This is a genomic window from Ensifer adhaerens (assembly GCF_001270265.1).
GTDB classification, from domain to species: Bacteria; Pseudomonadota; Alphaproteobacteria; order Rhizobiales; family Rhizobiaceae; genus Ensifer; species Ensifer adhaerens_B.
The window spans coordinates 1-26,069 of sequence record NZ_LGAP01000004.1; the positions used below are offsets into that span (position 1 = coordinate 1).

The following is a 26,069-nucleotide window of genomic DNA, read 5'->3' on the forward strand; positions in this document are numbered from 1 at the left end:
TGCGGCAGATGGCCCGCATCGACGGCTCCAAGGGCGAACTCTTGGCCCGCATCGCCGAGGCGCTCGGGCAGATCAGCGAGTTGCGCATCAAGCTGATGTCGATCGACCAGAACAACCGCAAGGAAACCCAAGGCCAGATCGTCGGCATCGAGGCCAAGATCGCCGAACTGAGCGAACGTGCGGTGGCGGCCAAGGACCGGCTGTCGCGCATGGACGTGCGCGCCCCCGTCGACGGTCTCGTCTACGACCTGCAGATCCACACCATCGGCGGCATCATCGCCCCCGGCGCCACCGCCATGTCGATCGTGCCCGAGGGCGAGGACCTGACGGTCGAGATCCGCATCCCGCCGGCCGACATCGACCGCATCGCCCCCGGCCAGCAAAGCCGCATGCGCTTTACCGTCTTCAACCAGCGCACCACCCCCGAACTCGACGGCCGCATCGACGTCGTCGCCGCCGCCACCACGCTCGACCGCAACACCGGACAGCCGTTCTATCTCGCAACCGTCGAGATCACCGAGCCGCTCGACAAACTCGGCAGCCGCAAGCTCATGCCCGGCATGCCCGTCGAGGTCTTCGTCCAGACCGACGAGCGAACCGCAATCTCATACCTGACAAAACCATTCACCGACCAGATGCTGCGCGCCTTCCGCGAGGAGTGAGGGGGAGACATAATCGGCGCCCACAGCAAATTTGGCATTCGGTAGCGGCGGAAGGTCTGCGACTGAGGTCCGCTTCCGCCACTTGGCGGAGGTCTTCTGATTGATCCCGTAGCGCTTCGAAAGCGTCCTCAGGCTCTCTTGACTATGTTGTATCGCTCGACGGACTGCCTCTGTCGTCGTGGCACGTCCATGAAGAACCTGGCCCAGAGCGCGTCCCTTGATTCGGAAGACAAGGACGCCCGATCAAAACCTGGGATCAAGTATCTAAAGGGCCGGTCATCCCTGGCATAGGCCCAAAGCCAGGCTGTCTTTGTCGATCCGACACCGGGAGCCAGCGTCGGCAAGGTGGTTTCGTCGGCGAAGATCTGCTCCCCTTTCTTGATTTGATCAAAGAGGTAGTCGGCGAGGTGGGAACAAAAGTGTCCGGAATTTTGAGGTGGTGTACTTTTTCTGGGCGTTTGGACAACAAAACGAACTAAAACCAAAGGCTGATCTTAGAGATGGTGCCCGGAGGCGGATTTGAACCACCGACACGCGGATTTTCAATCCGCTGCTCTACCAACTGAGCTATCCGGGCATCCTGCCGTTTCGGGCAGCGGCTCCTCTCGGAACCCTCGGGGCGTTGTCTGTGCCCCGGAAGCGAGCGGGGTTATAACATCTTGTTCGGCGGTGTCCAGCACCAAATGAAAGTTTTTTGGCAGGAATTTCAAAGATAGTGGAAAAGGCCAAAAAACCGAAGATATTCAGGCAGATCGCGGTCAGCGATCATCGTCGTCCGCTTTCGTCTCGTCGTCTGCGACGGGAATGGCGTAGGAGCCCGAGAGCCAGCGATTGAGGTCGACATTGCGGCAGCGGTCCGAGCAGAAGGGATAGTGCTCGCGGTGCGAGGGACGCCCGCATTCGGGGCACGGACGCGGTGCGCGCAGAGGTGCTACGTTCGAGCCGCTCTTCTTGTCTTCGTCAGTCACTGCCTTCAGCCTTCCAGCCAACGATTGTGAACGTCGTAGCCTTCGCCGACCAACAGCCCGACCGTCTCGTAGAGCGGCAGGCCGACGACATTGCTGTAGGAGCCGACGAGCTTGACCACGAAGCTGCCGGCGATCCCCTGGATGCCATAGGCGCCTGCCTTGCCGCGCCATTGGCCGGAGGCAAGATAGCTCTCGATGTCAAAACCGGAAAGGCGCTTGAAGCGAACCTTGGTGTCGACCACCTTCTGGCGCAGCGTCTTGTCGGGCGTGATCAGGCAGATGCCGGTATAGACGCGGTGGCTGCGGCCCGACAGCAGATGCAGGGCGCTCGAGGCTTCGCTGACGAGTTCCGGCTTCGGCAGGATGCGCCGGCCGACACAGACGACCGTGTCGGCTGCCAGGATATAGCTGCCATCCCAACCGGCTTCGCCCTTGATCGCCGCAAGCGCCGCCTTCGCCTTTTCCGCCGAGAGGCGACGCGCCAGCGACCGCGGATGCTCGGAGCGCTTCGGCGTCTCGTCGAGATCCATCGGCATCAGGCGCGCAGGCTCGATGCCTGCCTGGGCCAAAAGCTCGATGCGACGCGGCGAACCGGACGCCAGTATCAGTTTTTGAGCCGCTGTCATCGGAACGCGCCGTCACCCCAGAGATATGATGAAGCCACCTGTCGGTGGTTTACTTGAAACGATAGGTGATGCGACCCTTGGTCAGGTCATAGGGCGTCATTTCGACGAGCACCTTGTCGCCGGCCAGAACGCGGATACGGTTCTTGCGCATGCGGCCTGCGGTATGGGCAATAATTTCATGTTCATTTTCGAGCTTCACGCGGAAGGTCGCATTGGGAAGCAATTCCGTGACCACGCCCGGAAATTCGAGGACTTCTTCTTTCGCCATGTAGGACTGTTCTTTCTGTGTTTGTTCGGGGATACGACACGCATCCCGAAAAATTCGCCGGAAACTACACAATCGACGAGGATTTGTGAACCGCTTTGCGCCGGCTTTTCAGCTTTTGTACTGCCTTATACCAACCTGCGCTGATATTGATCGATTGCGCCGGAGCGATTTTGGTTTCCGGCAAGGAGACAACCGCAACCGGACCCAAGCGGTCCGGTGAGGATTGTCGACGCCGTCCGGAGGCCAAAAGCGCCCGGCCCTTCGGGTGGACCGTCTGTCGGCCACCGGCAGCGTCGCAATCCTCGACCGATGCCAAGGCATCGCTCTACGGTATGCTCCTTCCCGGATGACCGCACACGGTCCCACGCAATAGATCAATATCAGCGCAGGTTGGTATTAAGCTTTTTCGCCCGCGGGCGCCACTACCAGACGGCGATTAATCAGAGTGGCAAGGTGATCGCGAACGGCACGATAGGCATCGACAATCTGCTCGCGCGTGCCGGTAGCAACGGTCGGGTCCGGCGTCGGCCAATAGACCACGTCGACGGCCATCGAGCGAGTCAAATCCAGCGCCATATGATGGGCCTCCGGCGCCAGCGTGACGATGAGGTCGAAATAGTCGTCCTCGAGTTCGTCCAGGGTGCGCGGCTGATGCCGCCCGATCGACAGGCCGATCTCATCCAGCACGACATCGACGAAGGGATCGCGCTCGCCGTGACGCACGCCGGCGGAAGCGACATAGGTGCCCGCCGGCAGCGCAGCCTTGGCGAGTGCCTCTGCCATCGGCGAGCGGATTGCGTTCATGCCGCACATGAAGAGAACGGAACGGGGCGTTGTCGGCTGGCGCGTCGCGGTTCCCGTCATCCCGGTCTCCGCCGTCACCCGCGCCAATAGAGCACGCAGACGAGCGTGAACAGGCGGCGGGCGGTGTCGAAATCGAGCCGGATCTTGCCCGACAGGCGGTCCATCAGCGTCTGCGATCCCTCGTTGTGAATGCCGCGACGTCCCATGTCGATCGCCTCGATCTGGCTCGGCGTCGCCGAGCGGATCGCCTCGTAGTAGCTCTCGCAGATCATGAAGTAGTCCTTCACGATCCGGCGAAACGGCGTCAGCGAGAGAATATGTGTGGCGACGTCAGATCCCTTCTCGGTCGAGATCGCAAAGACCAGCTTGGCATCCATCAGAGAGAGGTTGAGCTTGTAGGGGCCGCCCGGGTGGCCGACCGGTTCGAACAGGTTTTCTTCGAGAAGATCGAAGATCGCAACCGCACGCTCATGCTCCACGTCGGGCGTCGAACGGCCGATCGTCTCGTCCAATACGACATCGCAGAGGCGCTGGTTGCGGTCAGCCTTCATCCCGCATCCCCGAGATTGAGGCGAATGGCGACCGAGCGCGCATGGGCCTCAAGCCCTTCGGACCGCGCCAGCGCGATCGCGGCCGGGCCGAGGATACGGAGCTGCTCCGCGTCGAGGCGCAGGATGGAGGTGCGCTTCATGTAATCGAGAACGCCGAGGCCGGAGGAGAACCGCGCCGAGCGTGCCGTCGGCAGCACGTGGTTTGAACCGCCGACATAGTCGCCGATGACTTCGGGCGTGTGGCGTCCGACAAAGATGGCGCCGGCATTGCGGATCCTGGTAACCATCGGCTCGGGATCGGCAAGCGCCAGTTCCAGATGCTCGGCGGCTATGCGGTTTGCAAGCGGTATCGCCTTTTCCAGATCCGGCACGAGGATGATCGCGCCGAAATCGCGCCAGCTCGCCGATGCCGTTTCGGCCCGCGGCAGGGTCTTCAACTGGCGCTCGACCGCTGCTTCGACCGCCTGGCCGAAGGCCGCGTCGTCGGTGATCAGGATCGACTGGGCGCCGACATCGTGTTCGGCCTGCGCAAGCAAGTCGGCGGCGATCCAGTCCGGGTCGTTTTCGCGGTCGGCGATGACGAGCACCTCGGACGGGCCGGCAATCATGTCGATGCCGACGGTGCCGAAGACCTGGCGCTTGGCGGCAGCGACATAGGCATTGCCCGGGCCGACGACCTTGGCGACAGGCGCGATGGTCGCGGTGCCATAGGCAAGGGCGGCGATCGCCTGCGCGCCGCCGATGCGGTAGATTTCCTCGACACCGGCAAGCCGCGCCGCTGCCAGCACGGCGGGGTTGATCTTGCCGCCACTGGCCGGCACGACCATGACGATGCGCTCAACGCCGGCGACCTTGGCCGGCAGCGCATTCATCAGCACCGAACTCGGATAGCTCGCCGTACCGCCCGGAACGTACAGCCCGACGGCGTCGACCGCCGTCCAGCGCGAGCCGAGGCCGACGCCCATCGTATCCTCGTAGATATCGTCCTTCGGCCGCTGGCGGGCGTGGTGCGCCTCGATACGGACGGCGGCAACCTTGAGCGCGCCCAGCACTTCCGGCTCGACGCTCTGGATCGCGGCATCGATTTCCTCGGCACTGACGGCCATCGGCGTCGTTGCGAAGTCGATGCCGTCGAAGCGGGCGGAATATTCCGCCACCGCCTGATCGCCGCGCAGGCGAACATCGTCAATGATCGCCTTGACCGTCGCGTTCACGTCCTCGGAAACTTCACGCTTGGTGGTCAGGAATGCCGCGAACTGCTGTTCGAAGTTACCGTCGAGATAGTTCAGCCTGATTGCCAACGCAAAATGTCCTTGTGGTATGCCTGTGTCGCGGGTTCAAACGCCTTCGGGATGCCGGGGCTTGAAGGCGGTTTCCCATGCTCCGCCGGTATCTGCAAGCTGTGCCTCGATGCATTCCACATCAAGGGCAATGGAAGCTTCGCCGGCAAGCACCAGTTCGACGGTGCCTTCCGGCCCCTCACCTGCAACGGCGAACCGCACCGCCAGCAGATCGAGCACGGCTTCGCCGTTGCGACGGTCAAAGCCGAGCGAGCGCACGGCGCTGACCCGCTTGAACAGGAGCACGGCGCGACGACGCTCGAAGGAACGCCGCTTGCCGTCGGCCATCTCCCAGACGAACCGGTTGACGGTGAGCGAAAACTGCTTGCGACGCGCGTCGTATTCCAGTCCGGAAACCTTGAAAACGGCATCCTGGACGTGGGCGGAGACAACCGCTAGGTCCTCCTCGTCAAGCGCCAGCAGCTTCAGGCCATCCATGCGATCCATTCCTTTCGCTTTCGTCGCACATTTTGCGTGCCACAAGTGAAATGGACATAGGACGTCGCGCCTGAAACCGCAACGGCATCAGGCGCGACGGGCAAAATCAGTCGCTGACGCGCTCGACGTGGGCGCCGCAACGGGTGAGCTTTTCTTCCAGCCGCTCGAAGCCGCGGTCGAGATGGTAGACGCGCGACACCATGGTTTCGCCTTCCGCCGCAAGACCGGCGATGACGAGCGAGACCGAGGCACGCAAGTCTGTCGCCATCACAGGCGCGCCCTTCAGCCGGCTGACACCTTCGATCTTGGCAGTCTGGCCTGACAGCGAGATCTTGGCGCCAAGGCGCGCCAGCTCCTGGACGTGCATGAAGCGGTTTTCGAAGATCGTCTCGGTGATGTGCGAAACGCCGTTCGACTTGGTCATCAGCCCCATGAACTGGGCCTGCAGATCGGTCGGGAATCCGGGGAACGGATCGGTGACGATATCGACCGGCTTGATGCCGGCGCCGTTGCGCACGACGCGGATGCCGCTGTTGGTCGGCGTGATCTCGGCGCCGGCCCGGCGGATCGCCTCGAGTGCGGTGTCAAGCAGCGCCATATCCGTGTCTTCGAGGATGACGTCGCCGCCGGTCATGGCAACGGCCATGGCGTAGGTACCGGTCTCGATACGGTCAGGCAGGACGCGGTGGCGCGCACCGGACAGCGAGCGCACGCCTTCGATGGTGATCGTCGCCGTGCCCTGGCCGGTGATCTTGGCGCCCATGGCATTCAGGCAATTGGCAAGGTCAGCCACCTCGGGCTCGCGCGCCGCATTGCCGAGCACGGTGGTGCCATTGGCAAGTGTGGCCGCCATCATCAACACGTGCGTGGCGCCGACGGAAACCTTCGGGAAGGTGTAGCGCGCGCCGATCAGGCCGCCTGCCGGTGCCGTCGCGTTGACGTACCCGCCGTCGATCTCGATGTTGGCGCTGAGCGCCTGCAGACCCTCGATGAACAGATCGACCGGACGTGTGCCGATGGCGCAGCCGCCCGGCAGCGACACGCGGGCCTTGCCTTCGCGCGCCAGAAGCGGACCGATGACCCAGAAGCTCGCGCGCATCTTCGAAACGAGTTCATAGGGCGCCGTAGTGTCGACGATGTTGCGGCAGGTGAAATGGATCGTGCGGGCGTAGCTCTCACCCTGGCGCTCGCGTCGGCCGTTGACCGAGATATCGACGCCGTGGTTGCCCAGAATGCGGCTCAGTTGCTCGACGTCGGCCAGATGCGGAACGTTTTCCAGCGTCAGCGTGTCGTCGGTCAAAAGCGATGCGATCATCAACGGCAGGGCCGCATTCTTCGCGCCGGAGATCGGAATGACCCCGTGAAGTTCATTCCCGCCTACAATCCTGATGCGATCCATGAGGCCTCTCGAACGGGCTTGGCCCGCCTTTCCAAAAAAATGAAGTGTGTCTGAAGGCGCCTCTTTAGTGGAGACGCCGCGAAATTAGAAGTGCCTTGAACGCAAGACGGCCACGGCCACCTGCATGCGTGAAGGAATGCCGAACGGCAGCCCTCCCCTCCTCGTACTAATCTTCGGATTCGTCCGTTTTTGCGGCAGGCACGCCGATCGTCTCGTCGGCGGCACCGGAACGGCGCGCGCGCATCTGCTGTTTGCGGCGCTGCAGATTGTCGCGCAGCGTCTTGGCAAGGCGCGCCTTTCTCAGGTCCTGCTCGGTCGTATCCTTTTGCTTGCGCTTTGCCGTCGCATTCTGCGGTTCGGCCAGCGGCGGTTCGCCCTCAGCGCTTTTCTTATCGTCTGTTTGCATAAGGCTGCATTAGCGCAAAACCAGGGACTTCGGAAGCCGAAACGGATTTTCTCACAGCTCAACACCGAAAACTTCGAAATGCTGCTTGCGCTCCCCGTCCAGCTATGGCAATAGGCGCCTCGCTTGATGCGGCTTGTCACTGAACCGGCCGCGAGATGCTGCTATAGCTCAGGGGTAGAGCACTCCCTTGGTAAGGGAGAGGCCGAGAGTTCAAATCTCTCTAGCAGCACCAGTTTTCTCTTAATTTATCAATACGTTATGCGGAACCAGCGAAGAAGCCAACCCGCATGAGACGACATGAATGCGCGGGGCATTCCATGAATTGCACGGTTGAACCGTGCAAAAGCCGTGCACTTTGTTCTCATCTGTTCTCGTAGCGAACCTGGCAAACAGGAACCTGATGGGACACGATCTCAATTTTTAATGTGCTTCACTGTAGAGATTGCCCACAGTGCCCCTGATTGAGGAAACCTGCCGTGAAATTGTTCGACTGGCTGATAGGATATAAACCGGCGCCGAAGGGCGTGGACCGCCAATCGACGGCAGCGCTTCGCACTAATCTTCTCGCCATCAATAGAAAGACTGCGCCGTTCATCATTCGTGACGGCAAGCCGGAAGGCGTCGATCTCGTCGCGGAATGGAAGATTGTTGATGCCCGCTGGTACGAACTATTTGCCAAAGCCGGGCTGCAAAGGGTGTTCAAGGTGTTGATGAAATTCGATGCCGCCGATTGCGAAGTCCGCGCCGTCGATCAGGCATGGTCTGTCGAATGGCGCGCCGGCGTGCCCATGCTCGCGTTAAGCGCTGATGCGTTTCGCGGTCGAAAGTGGGAAAAAAGCTTCGGCATGGCCTTCGCCTTCAAGGAAGATTTGTCCTACGGCAAGGTTTACGAATATCGCTTCAATACCGCCGAAATAAAGACGCCCCTAATTGACGCCGCTCATCGGGCTGGCTGGGGTTGGAGAAGCGTGGCGTTCGGGAAGTTGTGAGCCAGCGTCTAAACGCCATTCGGCGCCGTAATGCCGCGACGAGCGCTCGCATGTGCATACCCGCGCAACTCGTCGAGAGATCCCGAACAAAGCCTTGCAATCGTCACATTCAGCTCCTATGTGGCGGAAATCGATATTGCTGACGAACTTTGTGTCGGCGCCCTAAGCGCGTGAGAGACGGACTTCCCTCTTCAAAATCGGTTATCCTGATCCGGAGGTTTGTTTCCGGAAATGTCTATTACAAGCGATTGAAAGGGAATCGTCATGGCTACAGGCACAGTAAAGTGGTTCAACAGCACCAAGGGCTTCGGCTTCATTCAGCCTGACGACGGCAGCCCGGACGTGTTCGTTCACATCTCGGCCGTTCAGCGCGCAGGCCTTTCCGGCCTCAACGAAGGTCAACAGATCAGCTACGAGCTGACGCGCGACCGCAAGACCGGCAAGTCTTCTGCAGACAACCTGCAGGCCAAGTAATTTTCGCCCGACGTCGCCGAACGCAGGTTTGTGGGCGGCAGCGCAGCGAATGGGAAGGTCGGGCTCGCCCGACCTTTTTTGTTGCTCTTCGGTCAGCGACAACTGGCTAATTTCTCCCTGGATCGAAACCGATCCTTGGAAGACATTACGCAGCAATCTCAAAATATTACGGCGCCCTTAGCACGCCCGATCTGACTGACCCTCCATCCGATGCAGGGAACGTTTCCCGACAGCCCGCGTTACCAATTCAACGGCAACGACGTGGAGGTTCTGAAATGAAAGGCATCGTTCTCTGGCTCATGGGCGTGCCCCTGATCGTCATCATTCTGCTTTACATGTTCGTGTTCTGACGGGTCGCTCACGAAAGCTGAGGAGATCGGTCGATCAAAACGTTCGAGCAGAAGATTTAATTTGTGGTTGCAAGCGCCGAAGGATGCGCCTTAACGCAACCTTAAGATTCAGCCCCTAGATTTGACATCGCGATGATGGACAATCGCAACGCTTAAATCCCCTTTTGAAACCGGCTCACGCCGGTTTCTTTTTGTCCAGTTGTCTGCCGTCAGACCTTGACGGCCTGCTCGACGAAATCCTCGCTGCCGAAGAACTTCAGATAACGTTGGACCTCGGCGGCATCGCCCGTCGCCTTGCGCGGGTTATCCGACAGTTTGACCGCCGGCCGGCCATCCGCGTCGCTGACCTTGCAGACGATCGATATCGGATTGAGGCCCTTGATTTCCGTCGGCGCGCAATCGGCGAAGTCGTTGGTGAGGTTCGTTCCCCAACCAAAGCTCATGCGCACGCGCCCTTCGAAATGCCGGTAGGTTTCGATGATCGTTTCGACATCGAGGCCATCGGAGAAGATGAGCAGCTTTTCACGCGGGTCGCGCGCCATCTTCTTCCACCAGGCGATAATCTTCTCGCCGCCTTCGATCGGTGGAGCGCTGTCCGGGCGGAACCCGGTCCAGTCCGCCACCCAGGCCGGCGCATTGCGCAGGAAGGCCGCCGTGCCGAAAGAATCGGGAAGCACGATCAACAGATTGCCACCGTAGAGCTGGTTCCAGTCCTGCAGCACCTTGTAGGGCGCCGCCGCAAGCTCGGCGTCGTTGCGGGCGAGCGCTGCTGCCACCATCGGCAGTTCATGCGCATTGGTGCCGAGCGCTTCCAGGTCCGTATCCATCGCCAGAAGCACATTGCTGGAACCGGAGAAGGATGCGCCGATTCCTTCCTTCAACGCCTCGACGCACCAGCGCTGCCACAGGAAGCTGTGGCGCCTTCGGGTGCCGAAGTCAGAGATCCGCAGGTTGGGATACTGCCGAAGACGCTCGACCTTCGACCACATCTTCGCCTTGGCACGGGCATAGAGCACATCGAGCGTGAAGGGGCCGAGCCCCTTCATGGCCGAACGAGAGCGCAGCTCGTTGATGATCGCAAGTGCAGGGATCTCCCACATGGTGGTCTCGGCCCAGCGTCCGCGAAAGGTCAGCTCGAACTGGCCGTCGCGTCGAGACAGCTCGTAGTCCGGCAAGCGGAATTTCGCGAGCCAGGCCAGAAACTCCGGCGAGAAGATCTGCTTGCGGCCGTAGAACGAGTTACCGGCAAGCCAGATCATTTCCTTCTTGGAGAACCGCAGCTCGCGGGCATGATCGAGCTGCTCGCGCAGTTCATGCTCGTCGATCTCGTCGGCCAGGCGCACGGTCTTGGTGCGGTTGATCAGCGAGAAGGTCGCATCCACATCCGGATAGAGCTGCCAGATCATCTGCAGCATCAAGAGCTTGTAGAAATCCGTGTCGAGCAGGCTGCGCACGATCGGGTCGAGCTTCCAGGCGTGGTTGTAGACGCGCCTGGCGATATCGGTCTTGGTCATTTCGCGAAATGCTCCTCCTAAAGGCGCAGGGCTAAACCATCCGCACGCCGGCTTGCCGCATGCGCGTGATCATGGCGGAGAGCGAGCCGTTGAGATCGATACCCCGACAGGCATCCAGCACGACCGAGGTGGAAAACCCTCTCGCGACGGCGTCGAGCGCTGAAAAGGCAACGCAGAAATCCGTGGCCAGACCACACAAGATAACGCTCTCGATGCCGCGATCCCTGAGGTAGCCGGCAAGCCCGGTCGGCGTCCGGCGATCATTCTCGAAGAAGGCGGAATAGCTGTCGATGCCGGTGCGGAAGCCCTTGCGGATCACCAGTTCGGCGCGTGTCCATTCCAGCGACGGGTGAAAATCTGCGCCTGTGCTGCCCTGCACACAATGGTCCGGCCAAAGTGTCTGCTCGCCATAGGACATCGCTACCGTTTCGAAAGGCGCTTTGCCCGGATGGACGGATGCGAAGCTGGAATGGCCGGCCGGGTGCCAATCCTGCGTCAGGATCACATGCTCGAACTTCCGGATCAGATCGTTGACCACAGGCACGATCTCATCGCCTCCGGAAACGGCAAGCGCTCCGCCCGGGCAGAAATCGTTTTGCACGTCGACGACGATCAACGCCTCAGCAGCCATCGCTCTCCCCTCGACCGGACCAATCCCTATCGATCACAAAAATCGATTTAAGTCCAAGATCAATCACAGAATTTGAGCGGCGGCAACCCGCTTCGAACACTCCCCGGCAGATCCTCGCCGCCCATAGAAAAAGGGCGCCGACCACGGTCGACGCCCTTTTTGGACTGCACCTTGGAACGGATCAGTTGCCGAGGCTGTTGATGTTGTCGGCAATCGAGAAGCCGGAATTGGCGATACCAACCGGCTGGGCGACGAAGTTGAGGAACTTCCCGAAATCGACGGACGGATGACGCGATGCGTAGATCACGTCGCGATTCTTGACCGGGAAGGTCTGGCCGACGATCAGGCTGTCCGGCTTGCTCATGTCGAAGCGATAGACAATCGGGTAACGCCCCTGGCTGTCGGTCTTCATGCCCTTGCGCAACATCTCGTTGAAGCGCTGCTGGCCGAGAAGGCTCATGACCACATCCGGCTCTTCATAACGGAAGATGAAGTAGCCCTTCATATCCAGCGCGTAGTCGGAACCGCCGCCGGCCAGCCCCATGGCTTCCAGCAGATTGAGATCATTGGCGCCGAACTCGACGCGCTGGTTGGCCTTGACGGCGCCGAGGATCGTGAAGCGGCGCGGATCGCGCGCAACGAAGATCTGGTCGCCCGGCTTCACATGGATGTTTTCAGACGGGTTCTCGATGATCGACTTCAGCAGAACCGTGCCGGTCTTCTTGCCGCGCACCAGCGTGACATAGGTCTCATAGGGCTGCGCCACGGGGCCACCCGCCTTGGCGATGACCTCGTTGATCGTCTCGTCGACCAGGCTGAGCGGGACGACCGCGGATTTGCCGACGGCGCCCGAAACGGTGACATTGCGCGAAGCGGTGCTCATGCTCGTGACGATGACGTCGGGCTCGACCGCCTTCTGCTTCAGCGCCTCCAGGATCTCCTGACGTGCCTGCTCCAGCGTCAGGCCGGCAAATCGAACCGAGCCGACATAGGGAATGGCCGCCTTGCCGTCCGGCTGGACGACGAGATCGATGCTGGTCTGCTTGGAATCCTGCGTGGAGAAGAGACCGTCGCTGCCGGCCTCGAAGATTGATACCTTCAGCGCGTCGCCGACACCGATGACCACACGGCCGACGCCGCCGCCGATACCGAACCGACGGTTGAGCGTCGACGACACATAGTCGGACACAAGGCGCGCGGACTGGCCGTTCACATCGACGATATCAAATACGGTGGCGTTCTTCCGACCGATTTCGGCGCCGGACTGACCAGCATCCGCAACAATGGCCCCGGCCAGCGGCCCCTCGCCCGGAACAGCCTGACATCCCGCAAGCGCGGTAGAAAGCACAAGGGCAGCTACACGTTTCAACTACGACACTCCGAATTCGGCACAGCCATGATTCTATTCACAGTTCTGCACCGCATGATCTCCCGGTCGGGAATCCGCCGGACTCTGAAAAGCACAATAGCCGTCTCACAACAAGTCACTTGCAGACGAAGACAAGCAAAATAATTGGCCCTGCGCCTTTCCGGTCATACCTCCTACACCTTGACGGGTTTCGAGCCCGATTTGTCTTGGATGAAGGTTCTAGGCATGTATATGTTAGGCCTTTGGACTTGAAAGCTAGGTACTTTAAGTTAAAAGCTGACTAATGAGGCGGAACGAATATACGTGGGGATAACCCTTGGGCGGGATGATTGGCGATTGCGTTTTCCGCTCGGAACCGCAATCGCAGATGCAACTTTAACGTCAGTTTAGAGCGTTCGATCATATATGGCTGTTGAAATTATTGGGCGTGCATGCCTCGCCCCTGGAGCTGAATCGCCTTCGGCGTTGTTCAAACTTCTTCGTCAGGGCAAGTGCACAGTCACCAGCATCCCATCCGATCGCTGGGACGTTGCACGTTTCTGGCACCCGGTCATGGGCACGCAGGGCAAGACCTATTCCTTCGCCGCCGGTGTGCTGGATCAGCTCTATGATTTCGATCCGGCCGTGTTCGGCATGTCGCAGCGCGAAGCCATGTATATGGATCCGCAGCAGCGTGTGCTTCTACAGCTCGCCTGGCGCGCCCTTGAAGACGCCAATATCTCGACAACCTCGCTGCACGGCGAGAATGTCGGCGTCTATATCGGCGCGTCGAGCCTCGACCATGCCAACCTGACGGTCGAGGATCCTGCGGCAGCCGGCCCGTACTTCATGACCGGCAATACCCTGTCGATCGTCTCCAACCGCATTTCGCACATCTTCGGGCTGAGCGGCCCGAGCATGACGGTCGATACCGCCTGTTCCTCCTCGCTGGTCGCGCTTGATCAGGCGATGCGGGCACTGAACGCCGGCGAGATCGATACGGCGATCGTCGGCGGCGTCAATATTCTCGCCCACCCCCTGCCGTTCGTCGGCTTTGCGCAGGCGCGCATGCTGTCGCCCGAAGGGCTCTGCCGCGCCTACGACAACGATGGCGCAGGCTATGTGCGCGCCGAAGGCGGCGTCGTGTTCGTGTTGCGCCGCTCGGACCGCGCACGGCGGGAAAAAGACCGGAGCTATGCGCGCATCGTTGCGACCGGCGTCAACTCGGCCGGCCGGACCAACGGCATCTCCCTGCCTTCGCGCGAAGCCCAGGCAAACCTGCTGCGGGCGATCTACGAAGGCAACGGCATCGATGCCAACCAGGTCGCCTTCGTCGAAGGTCACGGCACCGGCACCAAGGTCGGTGACCCGGCGGAAGTCTGGTCCATCGGCACGGTCATCGGCGCCAATCGCCGGGCACCGGTTCCGATCGGCTCGATCAAGTCGAACATCGGCCACACGGAGCCCGCCTCCGGCCTCTTCGGCATGATGAAGGCGATCATGGCGCTTGAGAACAATTACCTGCCGGCATCGCTGCACTTCGACACGCCGAACGAACATATCGATTTCGACGGCCTGAATGTGCGCGTCACGGCAAGCCCGATCGAACTGCTGCGCGGCAAGCGAGCGCGCCTCGCCGGCATCAACTCGTTCGGTTTCGGCGGTGCCAACGCCCACGTGGTCATCAGCGATCCCGAGCCGGTTTCCGAAGACAAGATCAACAATCCGCCGTCGTCAGGGCACGTCTTCCTTGCAAGCGCCCACACCGCGTCCAGCCTCGAAGCCTTGCTCAAGGACTACAAGACGCGTTTTGCCAACGCTTCCAAGGGTGAAATCCGCTCGATGGTCGCAGCATCCGGTGCCAACCGCACCCATATGCGCTATCGGTTCGCAGCCCGCAGCGATCATCCCGAAGATATTGTCCGCGCGATCGCAAACCATGTGGAAAAGCCGGGCTCGGATATCGGCGAAGTCGGCGAAGCCGTCACCAGAGATGCCAAGGTTGCCTTCGTCTTTTCGGGCAACGGCTCGCAATGGGCAGGCATGGGCGTCGAAGCGTTCCGTGAGAACCTTCATTTCCGGCAGTGTTTCACCTCCGTCAGCGCGCTCTTCAAGTTCCATTCGGACATCTCCCTGACCGAGCTTCTGACCGATCCCGATCTCGACAAGAAGCTGTCCGACACGAAGATAGCCCAGCCGTTGCTGTTCGCCGTCCAGGCCGCCCTTTCCGATTCGCTTGTTGCCATGGGCATCAAGCCGGTCGCCGTCTTCGGTCATTCCGTCGGCGAGATCGCGGCCGCCTATGCGGCCGGCGCGCTTTCGATGGTCGATGCCGTTTCGATCGTCGCGAAACGGTCGCTGCATCAGGACCTGCTCGCGGGCCACGGCACGATGGCCGCCGTGATGCTGGGCGAAGACGCCGCGCGCGCCTTTGCCGAGGCACGCGGCCTCAATGAACTTTGCGTCGCCGCCGTCAACGCCCACAATTCGGTGACGATCTCGGGCCCGGCCCATGAAATTTCCGCCTTCCGCGACGCGGCACGCAAGGCGAAAATCCCGGTTCAGATCCTCGACATCAACTATCCCTTCCACCACCCGATCATCGACCGGGCAAAAGACGCATTCCTGTCGGACATTCCCGACATCGCGCCCCGCCGCGCGGAGGTAACCTATCTGTCGACGGTAACGGGTGCGGCCCTTGACGGGACGCAGCTCGACCCGGACTATTGGTGGAAGAATGTCCGCGAGCCGGTTCGCTTCCAGGCGGCGGCAGAAGCCGCGATCGAACTCGGTTGCCGGCTCTTCGTCGAGATTTCCCCGCGTCCGATCCTCTCTTCCTACGTCAAGGAAACGATCAAGCAGGCGGCCGCACCGGGCATGGTCGTGCCGACGCTGCTGAGAGACGTCGGAGAGACGGGCCAGGATCCGATCTCGGCCGCCATGGCGCGTGCCGTCGCGCACGGCGCGATCGTCGACACCGCACGTGTTTTCGGCAAGCGAAATGCGGCGATCTCGCTGCCGAGCCTGCCGTTCGAGCCGGTTGAACTGCGGCCGGCCGCCACGACCGACGCCACGGATCTCTTCGGTCGTACCGCCAAACCCTATCGCCTGACCGGCTGGCGCAGCGATCCGAACAGCGGCAGCTGGAAGAACCACATCGATGCGCCCCTCTTCCCGGATCTGGCGGAGCATGTCGTCGACGGCAAGGCCATCCTGCCGGGCAGCGGCTTCATCGAGATTGCCGTCGCAGCCGCGCAGCAGTTTTATGGAACCGACGAAGTCGAGATCACCAATCTGGAGATCGTCCGCCCGCTGGAGCTGAGCGACAGCCGCATCATGGAGCTGTCGACCATCCTGTCGCCGGAAACCGGCGACATCGAGATCCGCTCGCGCGAACGCCTGTCCGAAGACGACTGGGCCGTTCACGCCGTTGCCCGGTCCCGCAAGCCCTTGCCGAGCGATGAGCGCCAGCCGCCATCCTTTGCCGGCATGCAGAAGACGGCAACGGTTGCTCCGGCGAAGGCCTATGACACGGCACGACAGTTCGGTCTCGACTATGGCCCGCGTTTCCAGCTGCTCGCGAAAGCCGTTGCCTATGACGACCGGATCGTCGACGTCGAGCTGAAGAACCCGGATAAATCCGGACATCCGCTCGTCACCTATGCCCTCAATCCGATCTCCGTCGACGCCACATTCCACGGCTTGGTCGCGCTTTTTGACCGATTTACCGGCGACAAGAGCGGCGCACCCTATATTCCGGTGCGCTTCGGTTCCGTGCGCGTCGTCAATGCCGGCAAGCCGATCGCGCGAGCCACGATCGAGATCGAACGTGTCAGTGCCAATTCGATCAAGGCCAAATTCCATTTCTTCGACAAGTCGGGCGAGCCGATCGCCTATTTCGAGGATTGCCGCTTCCGGCGCACCTATCTGCGCAAGCACAAGACGCTTGACGCTCTCTCCTTCCACTATGAGACGGTTCTTTCCGACGCGCTTCTGGCGACAACTGAGGCTGTCGCTCGGACGCCAGTGACCCTCAGCGTGATATCGGCGACCGATACCGGTATCGACAACACGACGTTGCTGTTCAACGCCGCCATCTATCGTGCCTGCCAGGAAATTGCGCTGAAGCTCGGCAAGGGACGGTCGATCGTGCGCAGCGACGGCCTGCCTGGCGATTTCGCCTTCCAGTGCTTCCTGGCGAGCTGCCTCTACGTCCTTGAAGATGCCGGCCTTTGCGAACACAAGGATGGCGTCTGGGTCGTCGCCCAGGAATTCAGCCTGCCGAGCGTTCCCGAAATCCTGCGCGAACTCTATGGCGAACGCCCCGACCGCGCCGTGGAAGCGGTTCTGATCAACAACGCCTATGCGGAAGCGCTGGCACGCCTCGACCTCCTTCTGGCGGCGCCTGTCGGTGGTGATACAGAGGCCGTCGCCAATGTCGGTTTCATCAGCGATGCGACGCTCGATCATCAGGCCGTGCATTCGGAGGCAAGCCGCCAGCGCATGGCGCTCGTTCTCGATGCGGTCGAAACCGCGCTGCGCGCGCAGCCGGCAGGAACGCGCCTGCGCATTCTCGAGCTTGGCAGCGTTTCTGCCGGATTCACGCGCCGCATAGCGGCGCTTGCTGCCAAATACGGTGCAAGCCTCAGCGTGGTCGAGCCGCGCGACAATACTCAACGCGGCCTTGAACTCGCCTTTGAAAACGATGCTCATGTGCGCGTCCTCAAAAAGGGCGATCTTGCGACACAGGTTTCGTTCGACCTCGCCATCAGTGCATCTGACAGGCTGTATGGCCTGATCGAAGACGACATCGATGTTCGCGCCGCGCTTCGCTCGGCGCTGCGCCGGAGCGGCGGTCTGGTGGCCGCCGTCGGCGCCCCCTCACTCTTCAACGATTTCGCGCTCGGGCTGTCAGACGGTTGGTTCGCCCGCAGCCAGACAGCCGAATTCCCGATCGGCAACCTCGCCGCCGTTCCTCACTGGCAGAAATGTCTTGATGACCTCGATCTTCGCGAGATCGACGTCACCGACCGCGAATGCGCATCCGGCAATGTCATCGTCCTTGAAGCACGCGGCGTGGAAGCGCCGGCGGCTGCCGAAGTCGGCGCCAATGCTGCTGCCTCAGCGGCAGGTTCCTACCTTCTGTTGCAGGCCGGCGCGTCCAAGGCAAAGCAACCGTCGGCCGGCGCCATCCCAGTCGACCTGACCGGTGATACGGCAACGGATACGGCCTTGCTTCGCAATGCGCTTGAGGCCTTCCGCGATCGCCCCGTTCGGGCCGTCTTCCTATCGTCGCCTGCATCGAAGAGCCGGACAGACGATTCCGCCTTGTTGCAGACCCAGGTTCTGGCGCTCAGTGCCGTTGCCGAGGTGTTGAGGCAGCATATCGGCGACACCGATCCAAGTGACGACGCACGCCCCAGGCTCGTGCTTGTCGCGCCGGGCGGGGCACCGGTTGCAAGCCGTGTCTCGGGTGCGACGGCGGCAAGCTCCGGTACCAATGCCGGCCTTTGGGCTTTTGCCCGCGTGCTGCAGAACGAGTACGAATTCCTCGACGTGCATACTCTGGATCTTGACGCAGACCTGATGTCCGCCGAGCAGAAGATTGCCGCGTCGCTGCCATTGCTCGCCGTTTCCGGCAGCAATCGCGAATGGCTGCTGGAGGGTCAGAACGGATCACTTTCGGAAATCCGCGCCGTTCCCGGTCCGACCGACAATGTCCATGGCTCGACGGCGTCCTTCGAGGCGGCCACCATCCGCCAGCGTGTCAGCTCGCAGGTCGGCAGTATCGTTTGGGAAGAAAGCAATGTGCCGTCCGCGGGACCCGGCGACGTCGTCGTCAAGGTTGCTGCCACCGGCCTCAACTTCCGCGACGTCATGTGGGCCATGGGTCTTCTGCCTGAAGAAGCGCTCGAAGACGGTTTTGCCGGTGCAACGATCGGCATGGAACTGTCGGGTCACGTCGTTGCCGTCGGTGCAGGCGTGGACGATCTTTCGATCGGCGATGCCGTCATGGCGATCGCCTCGGCGGCTTTCTCCACCCATGCCGTCGTTTCGCGGGCGGGCGTCGCCAGGCTGCCGCAATCGGTCAGTCCGGTTGCCGCTGCCACCGTGCCGGTTGCATTCCTCACGGCCTATTACGCGATGGTCGAACTCGGCCGCATCCAGGCCGGCGAAACGATCCTCATCCATGGCGCGGCCGGCGGCGTCGGCCTTGCAGCGCTGCAGGTTGCCAAGCTGAAGGGCGCGAAAGTCATCGCCACGGCCGGCACCCGCGAGAAGCGCCGCTTCCTTTCGATGCTCGGCGCCGACCATGTGTTCGATTCGCGCTCGCTCGGTTTCGTCAACGATGTGCGCGCCGTGACGAACGGCGAAGGCGTCGATCTCGTGCTGAACTCGCTCTTCGCCGAGGCGATGGAGCAGAGCCTGGCGCTCGTCAAACCGTTCGGCCGCTTCCTCGAACTCGGCAAGCGCGACTACTACGCCGACAGCAAGATCGGCCTCAGGCCGTTCCGCCGCAATATCAGCTATTTCGGCATTGATGCGGACCAGTTGTTGGTCAATGCTCCATCCCTGACCAAGCGGATCTTCACGGAGATCGGCGCCCTGTTCGAGGACGGCAAGCTGACGCCGCTGCCATACCGCGCCTTCGACTTCGACGAGATCGGCAATGCCTTCCGCCTGATGCAGAACGCCGGTCATATCGGCAAGATCGTCGTGCTGCCGCCGATCGCCGGCAACCACCATGTCGCAACCCGGCCGCACGGCGGCGTCAAGGTCGATCCCGACGGCATGCACCTCGTCGTCGGCGGCATCGGCGGTTTTGGTCTGGCTGCCGCCAACTGGCTTGCCGAAAAGGGTGCGACAAACATCGCGCTCTGCTCGCGCCGCGGTCTTGCCGACGCCGAAACGACGGCGATGATCGAGCTTTGGGCCAAGGCCGGCATCTCGGCGACGGTTCATGCCTGCGACATCACCGATGCGACGGCTGCGGATCGCCTGCTCAAGGAATTGCGCACCATTGCACCGCTGCGCTCCATCGTTCACGCAGCGATGGTGCTCGACGACGCGCTGATCAGCAATCTCAATCGCGAGCGCAACCGGCCCGTCATCGACACGAAGGCAAAGGGTGCGGCCGTTCTTGATCAGTTGACCCGCGGCGACGCGCTCGACAACTTCATCCTGTTCTCGTCGGCAACGACGCTGGTCGGCAATCCCGGCCAGGCAAACTATGTTGCGGCAAACGGTTATCTCGAGGGTCTTGCCCGTGCCCGGCGCGCGGAAGGACTGGCCGGCCTTGCGGTCGGGTTCGGCGCCATCGCCGACAAGGGCTATCTGGTACAGAACACCGACGTCAACGATCTGCTGGCCAAGCGTATCGGCAAGACGGCACTGAAGGCGCAGACGGCGCTCGACATGGTCGAGAGCCACCTCGCCGGCGATCCCGGCACGGTCGACGCTGCCGTCGTGATGATATCGGAGATCGACTGGTCGGCGGCCCGCAACCTGCCGGTCGCCCGCAATGCGCTCTTCGAAGTCATCCTGCGCAGCGCCGATCAGCATTCGTCCGGCGGCGAAGGCACCAAGATGGACCTCGTCGCGATGATCGAGGGCAAGTCTGCGCAGGAAGCCGAGGATATTCTCTTCGATCTGGTCGCAGGCGAAATTGCCGCCATCCTTCGCGTCTCGAAGGATACGGTCACGCGCAGCAAGGTGCTCAAGGAAATCGGCCTCGACAGCCTGATGGCCGTAGAGCTTGGAATGAGCTTCCAGCAGAACACCGGCTTCGACATGCCGCTCAGTGGCGTCGCAGACAACACGACGGTTGGCGACGTCGCCCGTAAGCTCTATGAGAAGGTCAGCAAGCGCGACCAGGGCGAAGAAAGCGACGGTGCGGACGACAAGTTGGTCACCGAACTGGCGCAACGGCATGTCGGCACGGCAAAGGAAAAAGCACAGAGCCAATGAGCACGAACGGAAACGGTCCCGGCTCATCCAAGATGACCAGCAGCCTCAAGGAGAACCTGCTGGACCGGATGAGAAACACGCATCAATCCTCCGAGCGCAATCGCATGGCGCGTTCTGAGCGGGAGATGCCGCCGCCGGCCCGCCGGCAACAGGCCCGTTTCGAGGATCTGCCGGAGTACAAGCAGGTTCTGACCCAGAAGTTCGCAAGCGAGCAGCTCGGTATCGCCAACCCGTTCTACCGCGCCCATCAGACCGCGGCTGGAGCCACCACCATCATCGACGGCCGCAAGTTGATCAACTTCGCGTCCTATGACTATCTCGGCCTCAACCGGCACGCGGAAGTGCTGGCGAGGGCTCGGGAAACCGTCGAGACGTTCGGTATATCCGCCTCGGCCAGTCGGCTCGTCGCGGGCGAGCGACCAGTGCATGTCGAATTGGAAGAAAAGATCGCGCGCTTCTACGGCGTCGATGCGGCCGTCTGCTTCGTCAGCGGCTATCTCACCAATGTCGCGGCCATCAGCTGCCTGATGGGACCGAAGGATCTTGTCGTCCACGACGAGTTCATTCACAACAGCGCGCTTGCCGGCATCAAGCTCTCCGGCGCCACGCGCCGACTGTTCAAGCACAATGACGCGAGCGACCTGGAACATGTGCTGCGCACGGTCTCGGGCGATTATCGCCGCATCCTGGTCATCGTCGAGGGCATCTACTCGATGGACGGCGACATCGCCGACCTGCCGGCGCTTTTGAAGCTCAAGGCCGAGTATGGCTTTTGGCTGATGGTCGACGAGGCCCATTCGCTGGGGGTCGTCGGCAAACATGGCCGTGGCCTTGCCGAGCACTTCGGCGTCGATCCGAATGAGATCGACATCTGGATGGGAACGCTGTCGAAAACGACATCCAGTTGCGGCGGATACATCGCCGGAAGCGAAGCGCTCGTTGCCGTGCTCAAGGCGTCTGCCGGAGGCTTCGTCTACAGCGTCGGCCTCGCACCCGTTCTGGCCGCCTCGGCAACCGCCAGCCTCGACGTGCTAACACGAGAACCGTCGCGCACTGCCGCCCTCAGACGCAATGGCGCGCTCTTCCTGAAGCTTGCCAAGGAGGCGGGTCTGGATACGGGCCTCAGCAGCGGCTTTTCGGTGGTGCCGGTGCTGGTCGGGGATTCCCTGCGCGCGGTGCAGTTGTCCAACGATCTGCTTGCGGCTGGCGTCAATGCGCTGCCGATCATCCACCCGGCCGTTCCCGAAGGACTGGCGCGCTTACGCTTCTTCATCACCAGCGACCACACCGAAGAGCAGATCCGCAAGACGGTGACCCTGACGGCGGAACGCCTGAAGGATCTGACCGAACGCAACTTCGGCCTCGGCGGCATCGATATCGACCAGATGATGAAGGCGCTCTCGGCGCGCTGAGGACGACGTGCAGGCGCCCTCTGGGGCCGGATGCCGCGGACGGAAACCTGAATGACCCATGTGATCATCACTGGCGGCTCGAGCGGCATAGGGCTGGCGATCGCATCGATCTATGCCGGTCGCGGCGCACGTCTTTCGCTGATCGCCCGCTCGGGCGAGATCCTGAAACGCGCGCAGGACGAACTCGCCTCAAAGTCGACAAGTGCCGGCGATGTCCGGATTGAGACTGCGGATGTTGCGAAGGAAGACGAAGTCACCGCGGCCATCCATCGCTGCGAAGCCGAATTCGGACCCTGCGACATCCTGGTGACCTCAGCCGGCGTCGTCGAGCCGGGCCGGTTCGAGGACCTTCCCAGCGCCGCCTTCCAGCGCCAGATGGAGACGAATTTCTCCGGTACCGTTCATGCGGTTCGCGCCGTCTACGCCGGCATGAAACAGCGCCAGCGCGGAAAGATCATGATGATCTCTTCAGGCGCCGGCCTTCTCGGCGTCTATGGCTACTCGGCCTATTGCGCCTCGAAGTTCGCACTCCACGGCTTTGCCCAGGCGCTTCGCTCCGAGGCGCGCGCGCATGGGATAGATGTCTCCATCTGCTTTCCGCCCGACACTCAGACACCGCAGTTCCAGCGTGAGCTTGCCTTTAGGCCCCCCGAGGCTGCGGCCGTCATGGGCACGGTCAGCCCCTGGCCCGCAGAAGCGGTTGCCCGAAAGGTCGTTGCCGGCATCGAGCGCGGGCGGTTCGAAGTCTATTTCGGCCCGACACTTTTTCTTCTCGGCCGGTTCGGCCCGGCTGTCAGACCGCTTCTCAATTGGTGGTTCGATCGAGCAATCGGCCGCAGTAGCGGTGGAGTATCAAAGGGCGGTCGGTGACAGCGCTTGTGCGCGCCAACGATAGGATCTAAGTGTCAGGCGGACGCCGTGCTGCATGAGGCGGCGTTGGCGTGCAAGAAAGCATGAAGGTTTCCGCTTGGCGTTGCTCCCCTTTCAATTGCACGACTATCCGATAACGCTGACGGTCTGTTGTTTCATCTTGTCCTGCGCGGTGATCTTCTTCACCGACCGCTTCGCACTGCCAAAGCGTGAGCGCCGGGCAAACCCCTCTCCTTTTGGGCGCAGGCAGGACATGATCGACGTGATCGCCCGCCTGCCGGTCATCGCGCTGGTGTTTGCCGGCTTCTTCGCAGGCTCCTGGCGGCCGCTCTATGCCGCCGCCGGCACGATGAGCTTCTTCATCATCTTCACCGGGATTTCCCGGGCCAAGTTCAAGTTCATCCGCGAACCGCTGATTTTCTCCGACATCGCCCTCGTCGTCGACGTCTTCAAATACAAGACGATCTTCTACGCCAGCTCGCTGAACATCGTGTTCTGGACCGTCGCCTTTCTCTATGTCTTCGGCGTTTCCGGGCTCTACCTCTATTTCGAGCCAACGGTTTTGCCCAACAGCGGCAAGGCTTTCTGGATCCTGGTGATGGTGGCAGTCGCTGCCGGACCGTGGCTTCTCTTGTTCTACGGCCCGGTGAACCGACCGACGGCGGCGCTCGTCCAGAGGCTCGTCAAGGTGCTCGACGTCAAGATGAACACGGTGCGCTTCGGTACCTTCGGATCGGTGATCTTCCGCTTCATCATCTGGCTCGGCGTCAAGCGGGAGAAGATCGTCGCCGAACTGTCGGAAATCGTCAGGGCCGCCGTCCAGGACCTGATCGGTGACGACGGCTCGCCACTGATCGTCGTCTGGCAATCGGAGTCCTTCATCGACATGCGGCATTTCGGCGTCGACACGCTGAAGATGCCGACACTCGACCGATTGCGGCGCCAGGCTGCCCAATGGGGGCGTCTCAGCAGTGTCTTCGAAGGCGGCTATACGCTGCGCACGGAATTTGCCGTCATCAGCGGCCTTGTGCCCGACGATATCCACGTGGATGCGAGCTACCCCTATTTGCGCGCATCACACTATTCCGACGTGGTCTGGCCGGGCAAGATGAAGCGCGCCGGCTGGCACACCCATTTCATGCATCCCTATGACCGCACGTTCTTCCTGCGCCACAAGGCCATGCCGCAGCTCGGCTTCGCCGAGCTCACGATGCTCGATGGCTTCGACCATGTGCCTGCTCGCGACGGGCCATACGTCTCCGACGAGAAGCTCGCCACCAAGGTCATCGACGCCTGCGAGCAACTGCCGGAAGACAAGAGCGGTTTCGTTTTCGTCGCTTCGATGGCAAACCACGGCCCCTGGGAACCGGGCCGCGTTGGCGACCTCACCAATCCGGTGGACATCTATCTGGCGATCCTGGAGCAATCGGATGCGGCGCTGAAGCAACTGACCGACCGGCTCGACAAGCTCGACCGGCCCGTCTGGTTCGTCTTTTATGGTGATCATGCGCCGCTTTTGAAATCGTTCGCCGACCCCTTCCCGGATCCGCGCACGGACTATCTCATCGTGCCGCTCGCCAAGGCGAAATCGACGCATCATCGACCGACCGAACCACGGGACGTGGCGGCGTGGGATCTGATCGAGGCGCTGCTCAACCACGCCAACCTCAAGAAGGACACGCTGCGTTAGCGGCGGCGAGACGATGGAGAACGCTGCGTTTAACACTCGCGTGTCAGCCGATCGGCCAAGCCGGCGGGTATTCCTGTTCCTGCAAGGCCCCTCATCGCCGATCTTCCGCAAGATCGCCGATCTGCTCGAAGGCTACGGCCACGCCTGCCTGCGGATAAACCTCAACGTCGGCGACCAGATCTTCTGGCGACGCAAGGGTGCCTACAACTACCGCGGAAAATCGGAAGATTGGTCGGTATACCTGGAACGCTTTATCGGCGTCCACCAGGTCACCGATATGATCCTGCTTGGAGAAGAGCGCCCCTATCACCAGGCCGCCACCGCTGCCGCACGGCGCGCCGGCGTCGCAATCGCCATCGTCGAGATGGGCTATCTCAGACCCGACTGGTTGACGCTGGAGCGCGACGGCATGTCGTCGAATTCGCACTTTCCCGCCAATGCCGTCCACATCGTCGAAGCAGCAAGGAACTTGCCGGAACCGGATTGGCGCAAGCATTACAGCCAGACCTTTCTGGCCGACGCCAGCTACGATCTTCTCTACAACCTACCCAACGTCTTTCTGTGGTTCCTCTTTCCGCACTATCGCCGTCACGCGATCTTTCATCCGCTTGCCGAATATGCCGGCTGGATCCGCCGCCTTCTCACCGACAAGCGGCGCAGTGCCGAAGCCGAGAAAACTGTGCGTGCTCTGCTTTCGGAGCACACGCCCTATTTCGTCTATCCGCTGCAGCTCGAAACCGATTTCCAGTTGCGGGCCCACTCGCCGTTCCACAGCCAGAAGGACGCAATCGACGAGGTCATGCGCTCGTTTGCAGCCCATGCGGCTGAGGACCACAGACTGGTTTTCAAGGTTCACCCGCTCGACAACGACCTCATCGCCTGGCGCAAGTTCATCGATGAGAAGGCGACGGCGCTTGGGCTGACCGGGCGCGTCTTTTATCTCGATGGCGGTAATCTGGATGTGCTGGCAGATGCCAGCGCGGGCATGGTCACAGTCAACTCGACCGCCGGTCTGCATGCGCTGAAACAGGGGCGGCCAGTCAAGGTGCTCGGTACGGCTGTGTTCGATATAGCCGGTTTGACGGACCCACAGCCGCTGGAGGATTTCTGGCAAAGGCCAACAGCGCCCGACGCCGAGGTGAGCACCGCCATGTTCCGGCTGCTTGCCGCTTCGATCCAGGTGCGCGGCAATCTCTATTCAAAAGCGGGGACCGATGCAGGCGCGCTCGCAATCGCCGAGCGTCTGCACGAAAACACCGTCAATCAGCCCGGCGGCTTCGTCGATCCACCGCCACGCCGGAAGCCGCAGAAAAGACAACGGCCAGCCTCGCTATCCGCTTAAGCCGGCCGTCGGAGTGCGG

Annotated in this window: 20 protein-coding genes, 2 tRNA genes and 2 pseudogenes; 9 read left to right on the top strand and 15 right to left on the bottom strand. The window is 61.6% G+C overall.

What is annotated here, in order from left to right; genetic code table 11:
• Window positions 1-662 (top strand): HlyD family efflux transporter periplasmic adaptor subunit (locus AC244_RS10190; RefSeq protein WP_152975906.1); only part of this gene is annotated, 662 nt, incomplete at its 5' end.
• A gap of 39 nt (window positions 663-701) precedes the next feature.
• Here AC244_RS10190 and AC244_RS36345 read toward each other — a convergent pair.
• The 12 genes and pseudogenes from AC244_RS36345 to AC244_RS10240 form a co-directional block, all read right to left on the bottom strand.
• A pseudogene (locus AC244_RS36345) lies at window positions 702-869 on the bottom strand (IS481 family transposase); the annotation flags it as partial.
• A 59-nt stretch (window positions 870-928) separates the two neighbouring features.
• Window positions 929-1,069, bottom strand: a pseudogene (locus AC244_RS35100) (IS66 family transposase); the annotation flags it as partial.
• Between the two features lie 94 nt (window positions 1,070-1,163).
• Window positions 1,164-1,239, bottom strand: a tRNA-Phe gene (locus tag AC244_RS10195).
• A 181-nt stretch (window positions 1,240-1,420) separates the two neighbouring features.
• On the bottom strand, window positions 1,421-1,630 hold the full coding sequence (gene yacG, locus AC244_RS10200; RefSeq protein ID WP_053248722.1) for a DNA gyrase inhibitor YacG: 210 nt from the start codon (window positions 1,628-1,630) through the stop codon (window positions 1,421-1,423).
• Window positions 1,631-1,635: 5 nt separating this feature from the next.
• Window positions 1,636-2,256 (bottom strand): Maf-like protein, encoded by a 621-nt coding sequence (locus AC244_RS10205; protein ID WP_053248723.1) that lies wholly within the window; start codon window positions 2,254-2,256, stop codon window positions 1,636-1,638.
• Window positions 2,257-2,305: 49 nt separating this feature from the next.
• A complete protein-coding gene (gene infA, locus AC244_RS10210) occupies window positions 2,306-2,524 on the bottom strand; it encodes a translation initiation factor IF-1 (RefSeq protein ID WP_004435948.1) in 219 nt (72 codons plus the stop codon).
• A 396-nt stretch (window positions 2,525-2,920) separates the two neighbouring features.
• The gene (locus AC244_RS10215) at window positions 2,921-3,388 is read right to left on the bottom strand and encodes a low molecular weight phosphatase family protein (RefSeq protein WP_053248724.1); all 468 of its coding nucleotides are present in this window, start codon (window positions 3,386-3,388) and stop codon (window positions 2,921-2,923) included.
• 14 nt (window positions 3,389-3,402) lie between these two features.
• Window positions 3,403-3,879 (bottom strand): UPF0262 family protein, encoded by a 477-nt coding sequence (locus AC244_RS10220; RefSeq protein WP_025425876.1) that lies wholly within the window; start codon window positions 3,877-3,879, stop codon window positions 3,403-3,405.
• The gene (gene hisD / locus AC244_RS10225) at window positions 3,876-5,180 is read right to left on the bottom strand and encodes a histidinol dehydrogenase (protein WP_053248725.1); all 1,305 of its coding nucleotides are present in this window, start codon (window positions 5,178-5,180) and stop codon (window positions 3,876-3,878) included. Before hisD ends, AC244_RS10220 begins: the two co-directional genes overlap by 4 nt.
• Window positions 5,181-5,216: 36 nt before the next feature.
• The gene (locus AC244_RS10230) at window positions 5,217-5,657 is read right to left on the bottom strand and encodes a DUF2948 family protein (RefSeq protein ID WP_053248932.1); all 441 of its coding nucleotides are present in this window, start codon (window positions 5,655-5,657) and stop codon (window positions 5,217-5,219) included.
• A 106-nt stretch (window positions 5,658-5,763) separates the two neighbouring features.
• Window positions 5,764-7,056: a UDP-N-acetylglucosamine 1-carboxyvinyltransferase gene (murA, locus tag AC244_RS10235; protein ID WP_053248726.1), complete on the bottom strand. Its 1,293-nt coding sequence runs from the start codon at window positions 7,054-7,056 to the stop codon at window positions 5,764-5,766.
• Between the two features lie 166 nt (window positions 7,057-7,222).
• Complete coding sequence (locus AC244_RS10240; RefSeq protein ID WP_152975907.1) at window positions 7,223-7,462, bottom strand: hypothetical protein; 240 nt, start codon at window positions 7,460-7,462, stop codon at window positions 7,223-7,225.
• 157 nt (window positions 7,463-7,619) lie between these two features.
• Between AC244_RS10240 and AC244_RS10245 the strand changes: the two genes are divergently transcribed.
• The 3 genes from AC244_RS10245 to AC244_RS10255 all read left to right on the top strand — a co-directional run bounded on the left by AC244_RS10245 (window position 7,620) and on the right by AC244_RS10255 (window position 8,925).
• Window positions 7,620-7,694: transfer RNA gene (locus tag AC244_RS10245), tRNA-Thr, on the top strand.
• Window positions 7,695-7,938: 244 nt separating this feature from the next.
• Window positions 7,939-8,451, top strand: a complete 513-nt coding sequence (locus AC244_RS10250) for a hypothetical protein (protein ID WP_053248727.1) — start codon at window positions 7,939-7,941, stop codon at window positions 8,449-8,451.
• Window positions 8,452-8,715: 264 nt separating this feature from the next.
• Window positions 8,716-8,925: a cold-shock protein gene (locus AC244_RS10255; protein WP_025425871.1), complete on the top strand. Its 210-nt coding sequence runs from the start codon at window positions 8,716-8,718 to the stop codon at window positions 8,923-8,925.
• Window positions 8,926-9,484: 559 nt separating this feature from the next.
• Here AC244_RS10255 and pncB read toward each other — a convergent pair.
• The 3 genes from pncB to AC244_RS10270 form a co-directional block, all read right to left on the bottom strand.
• Window positions 9,485-10,789, bottom strand: a complete 1,305-nt coding sequence (pncB, locus tag AC244_RS10260) for a nicotinate phosphoribosyltransferase (protein ID WP_053248728.1) — start codon at window positions 10,787-10,789, stop codon at window positions 9,485-9,487.
• Between the two features lie 31 nt (window positions 10,790-10,820).
• Window positions 10,821-11,420 carry a bifunctional nicotinamidase/pyrazinamidase gene (gene pncA, locus AC244_RS10265; RefSeq protein ID WP_053248729.1) on the bottom strand — a complete coding sequence of 200 codons (600 nt, stop codon included), beginning with the start codon at window positions 11,418-11,420 and terminating at the stop codon, window positions 10,821-10,823.
• 181 nt (window positions 11,421-11,601) lie between these two features.
• The gene (locus AC244_RS10270; protein ID WP_053248730.1) at window positions 11,602-12,789 is read right to left on the bottom strand and encodes a polysaccharide biosynthesis/export family protein; all 1,188 of its coding nucleotides are present in this window, start codon (window positions 12,787-12,789) and stop codon (window positions 11,602-11,604) included.
• A gap of 405 nt (window positions 12,790-13,194) precedes the next feature.
• Between AC244_RS10270 and AC244_RS10275 the strand changes: the two genes are divergently transcribed.
• Genes AC244_RS10275 through AC244_RS10295 form a run of 5 tightly spaced genes read left to right on the top strand, consistent with a single transcriptional unit; the run spans window position 13,195 to window position 26,050 of the window.
• On the top strand, window positions 13,195-20,736 hold the full coding sequence (locus AC244_RS10275) for a type I polyketide synthase (protein ID WP_053248731.1): 7,542 nt from the start codon (window positions 13,195-13,197) through the stop codon (window positions 20,734-20,736).
• A complete protein-coding gene (locus AC244_RS10280; protein WP_053248732.1) occupies window positions 20,733-22,148 on the top strand; it encodes an aminotransferase class I/II-fold pyridoxal phosphate-dependent enzyme in 1,416 nt (471 codons plus the stop codon). Before AC244_RS10275 ends, AC244_RS10280 begins: the two co-directional genes overlap by 4 nt.
• Before the next feature lie 51 nt (window positions 22,149-22,199).
• Entirely contained in the window at window positions 22,200-23,018 is an 819-nt protein-coding gene (locus AC244_RS10285) for an SDR family oxidoreductase (protein WP_053248733.1), read from the top strand.
• A gap of 55 nt (window positions 23,019-23,073) precedes the next feature.
• Window positions 23,074-24,708 (top strand): LTA synthase family protein, encoded by a 1,635-nt coding sequence (locus AC244_RS10290; protein ID WP_053248734.1) that lies wholly within the window; start codon window positions 23,074-23,076, stop codon window positions 24,706-24,708.
• Between the two features lie 13 nt (window positions 24,709-24,721).
• Window positions 24,722-26,050 carry a capsule biosynthesis protein gene (locus AC244_RS10295; protein ID WP_053248735.1) on the top strand — a complete coding sequence of 443 codons (1,329 nt, stop codon included), beginning with the start codon at window positions 24,722-24,724 and terminating at the stop codon, window positions 26,048-26,050.
• The last annotated feature ends 19 nt before the right edge of the window (window positions 26,051-26,069 follow it).

Excerpts from the sequence above, each read along its gene's own strand:
- AC244_RS10295 (WP_053248735.1), top strand. The coding sequence starts at position 24,722 with ATGGAGAACGCTGCGTTTAACACTCGCGTGTCAGCCGATCGGCCAAGC.
- infA (WP_004435948.1), bottom strand. The coding sequence starts at position 2,524 with ATGGCGAAAGAAGAAGTCCTCGAATTTCCGGGCGTGGTCACGGAATTG.
- AC244_RS10280 (WP_053248732.1), top strand. The coding sequence starts at position 20,733 with ATGAGCACGAACGGAAACGGTCCCGGCTCATCCAAGATGACCAGCAGC.
- murA (WP_053248726.1), bottom strand. The coding sequence starts at position 7,056 with ATGGATCGCATCAGGATTGTAGGCGGGAATGAACTTCACGGGGTCATT.
- AC244_RS10230 (WP_053248932.1), bottom strand. The coding sequence starts at position 5,657 with ATGGATGGCCTGAAGCTGCTGGCGCTTGACGAGGAGGACCTAGCGGTT.
- AC244_RS10290 (WP_053248734.1), top strand. The coding sequence starts at position 23,074 with ATGAGGCGGCGTTGGCGTGCAAGAAAGCATGAAGGTTTCCGCTTGGCG.
- AC244_RS10285 (WP_053248733.1), top strand. The coding sequence starts at position 22,200 with ATGACCCATGTGATCATCACTGGCGGCTCGAGCGGCATAGGGCTGGCG.
- pncB (WP_053248728.1), bottom strand. The coding sequence starts at position 10,789 with ATGACCAAGACCGATATCGCCAGGCGCGTCTACAACCACGCCTGGAAG.
- AC244_RS10215 (WP_053248724.1), bottom strand. The coding sequence starts at position 3,388 with ATGACGGGAACCGCGACGCGCCAGCCGACAACGCCCCGTTCCGTTCTC.
- AC244_RS10255 (WP_025425871.1), top strand. The coding sequence starts at position 8,716 with ATGGCTACAGGCACAGTAAAGTGGTTCAACAGCACCAAGGGCTTCGGC.
- AC244_RS10205 (WP_053248723.1), bottom strand. The coding sequence starts at position 2,256 with ATGACAGCGGCTCAAAAACTGATACTGGCGTCCGGTTCGCCGCGTCGC.
- pncA (WP_053248729.1), bottom strand. The coding sequence starts at position 11,420 with ATGGCTGCTGAGGCGTTGATCGTCGTCGACGTGCAAAACGATTTCTGC.
- AC244_RS10275 (WP_053248731.1), top strand. The coding sequence starts at position 13,195 with ATGGCTGTTGAAATTATTGGGCGTGCATGCCTCGCCCCTGGAGCTGAA.
- AC244_RS10220 (WP_025425876.1), bottom strand. The coding sequence starts at position 3,879 with ATGAAGGCTGACCGCAACCAGCGCCTCTGCGATGTCGTATTGGACGAG.
- AC244_RS10240 (WP_152975907.1), bottom strand. The coding sequence starts at position 7,462 with ATGCAAACAGACGATAAGAAAAGCGCTGAGGGCGAACCGCCGCTGGCC.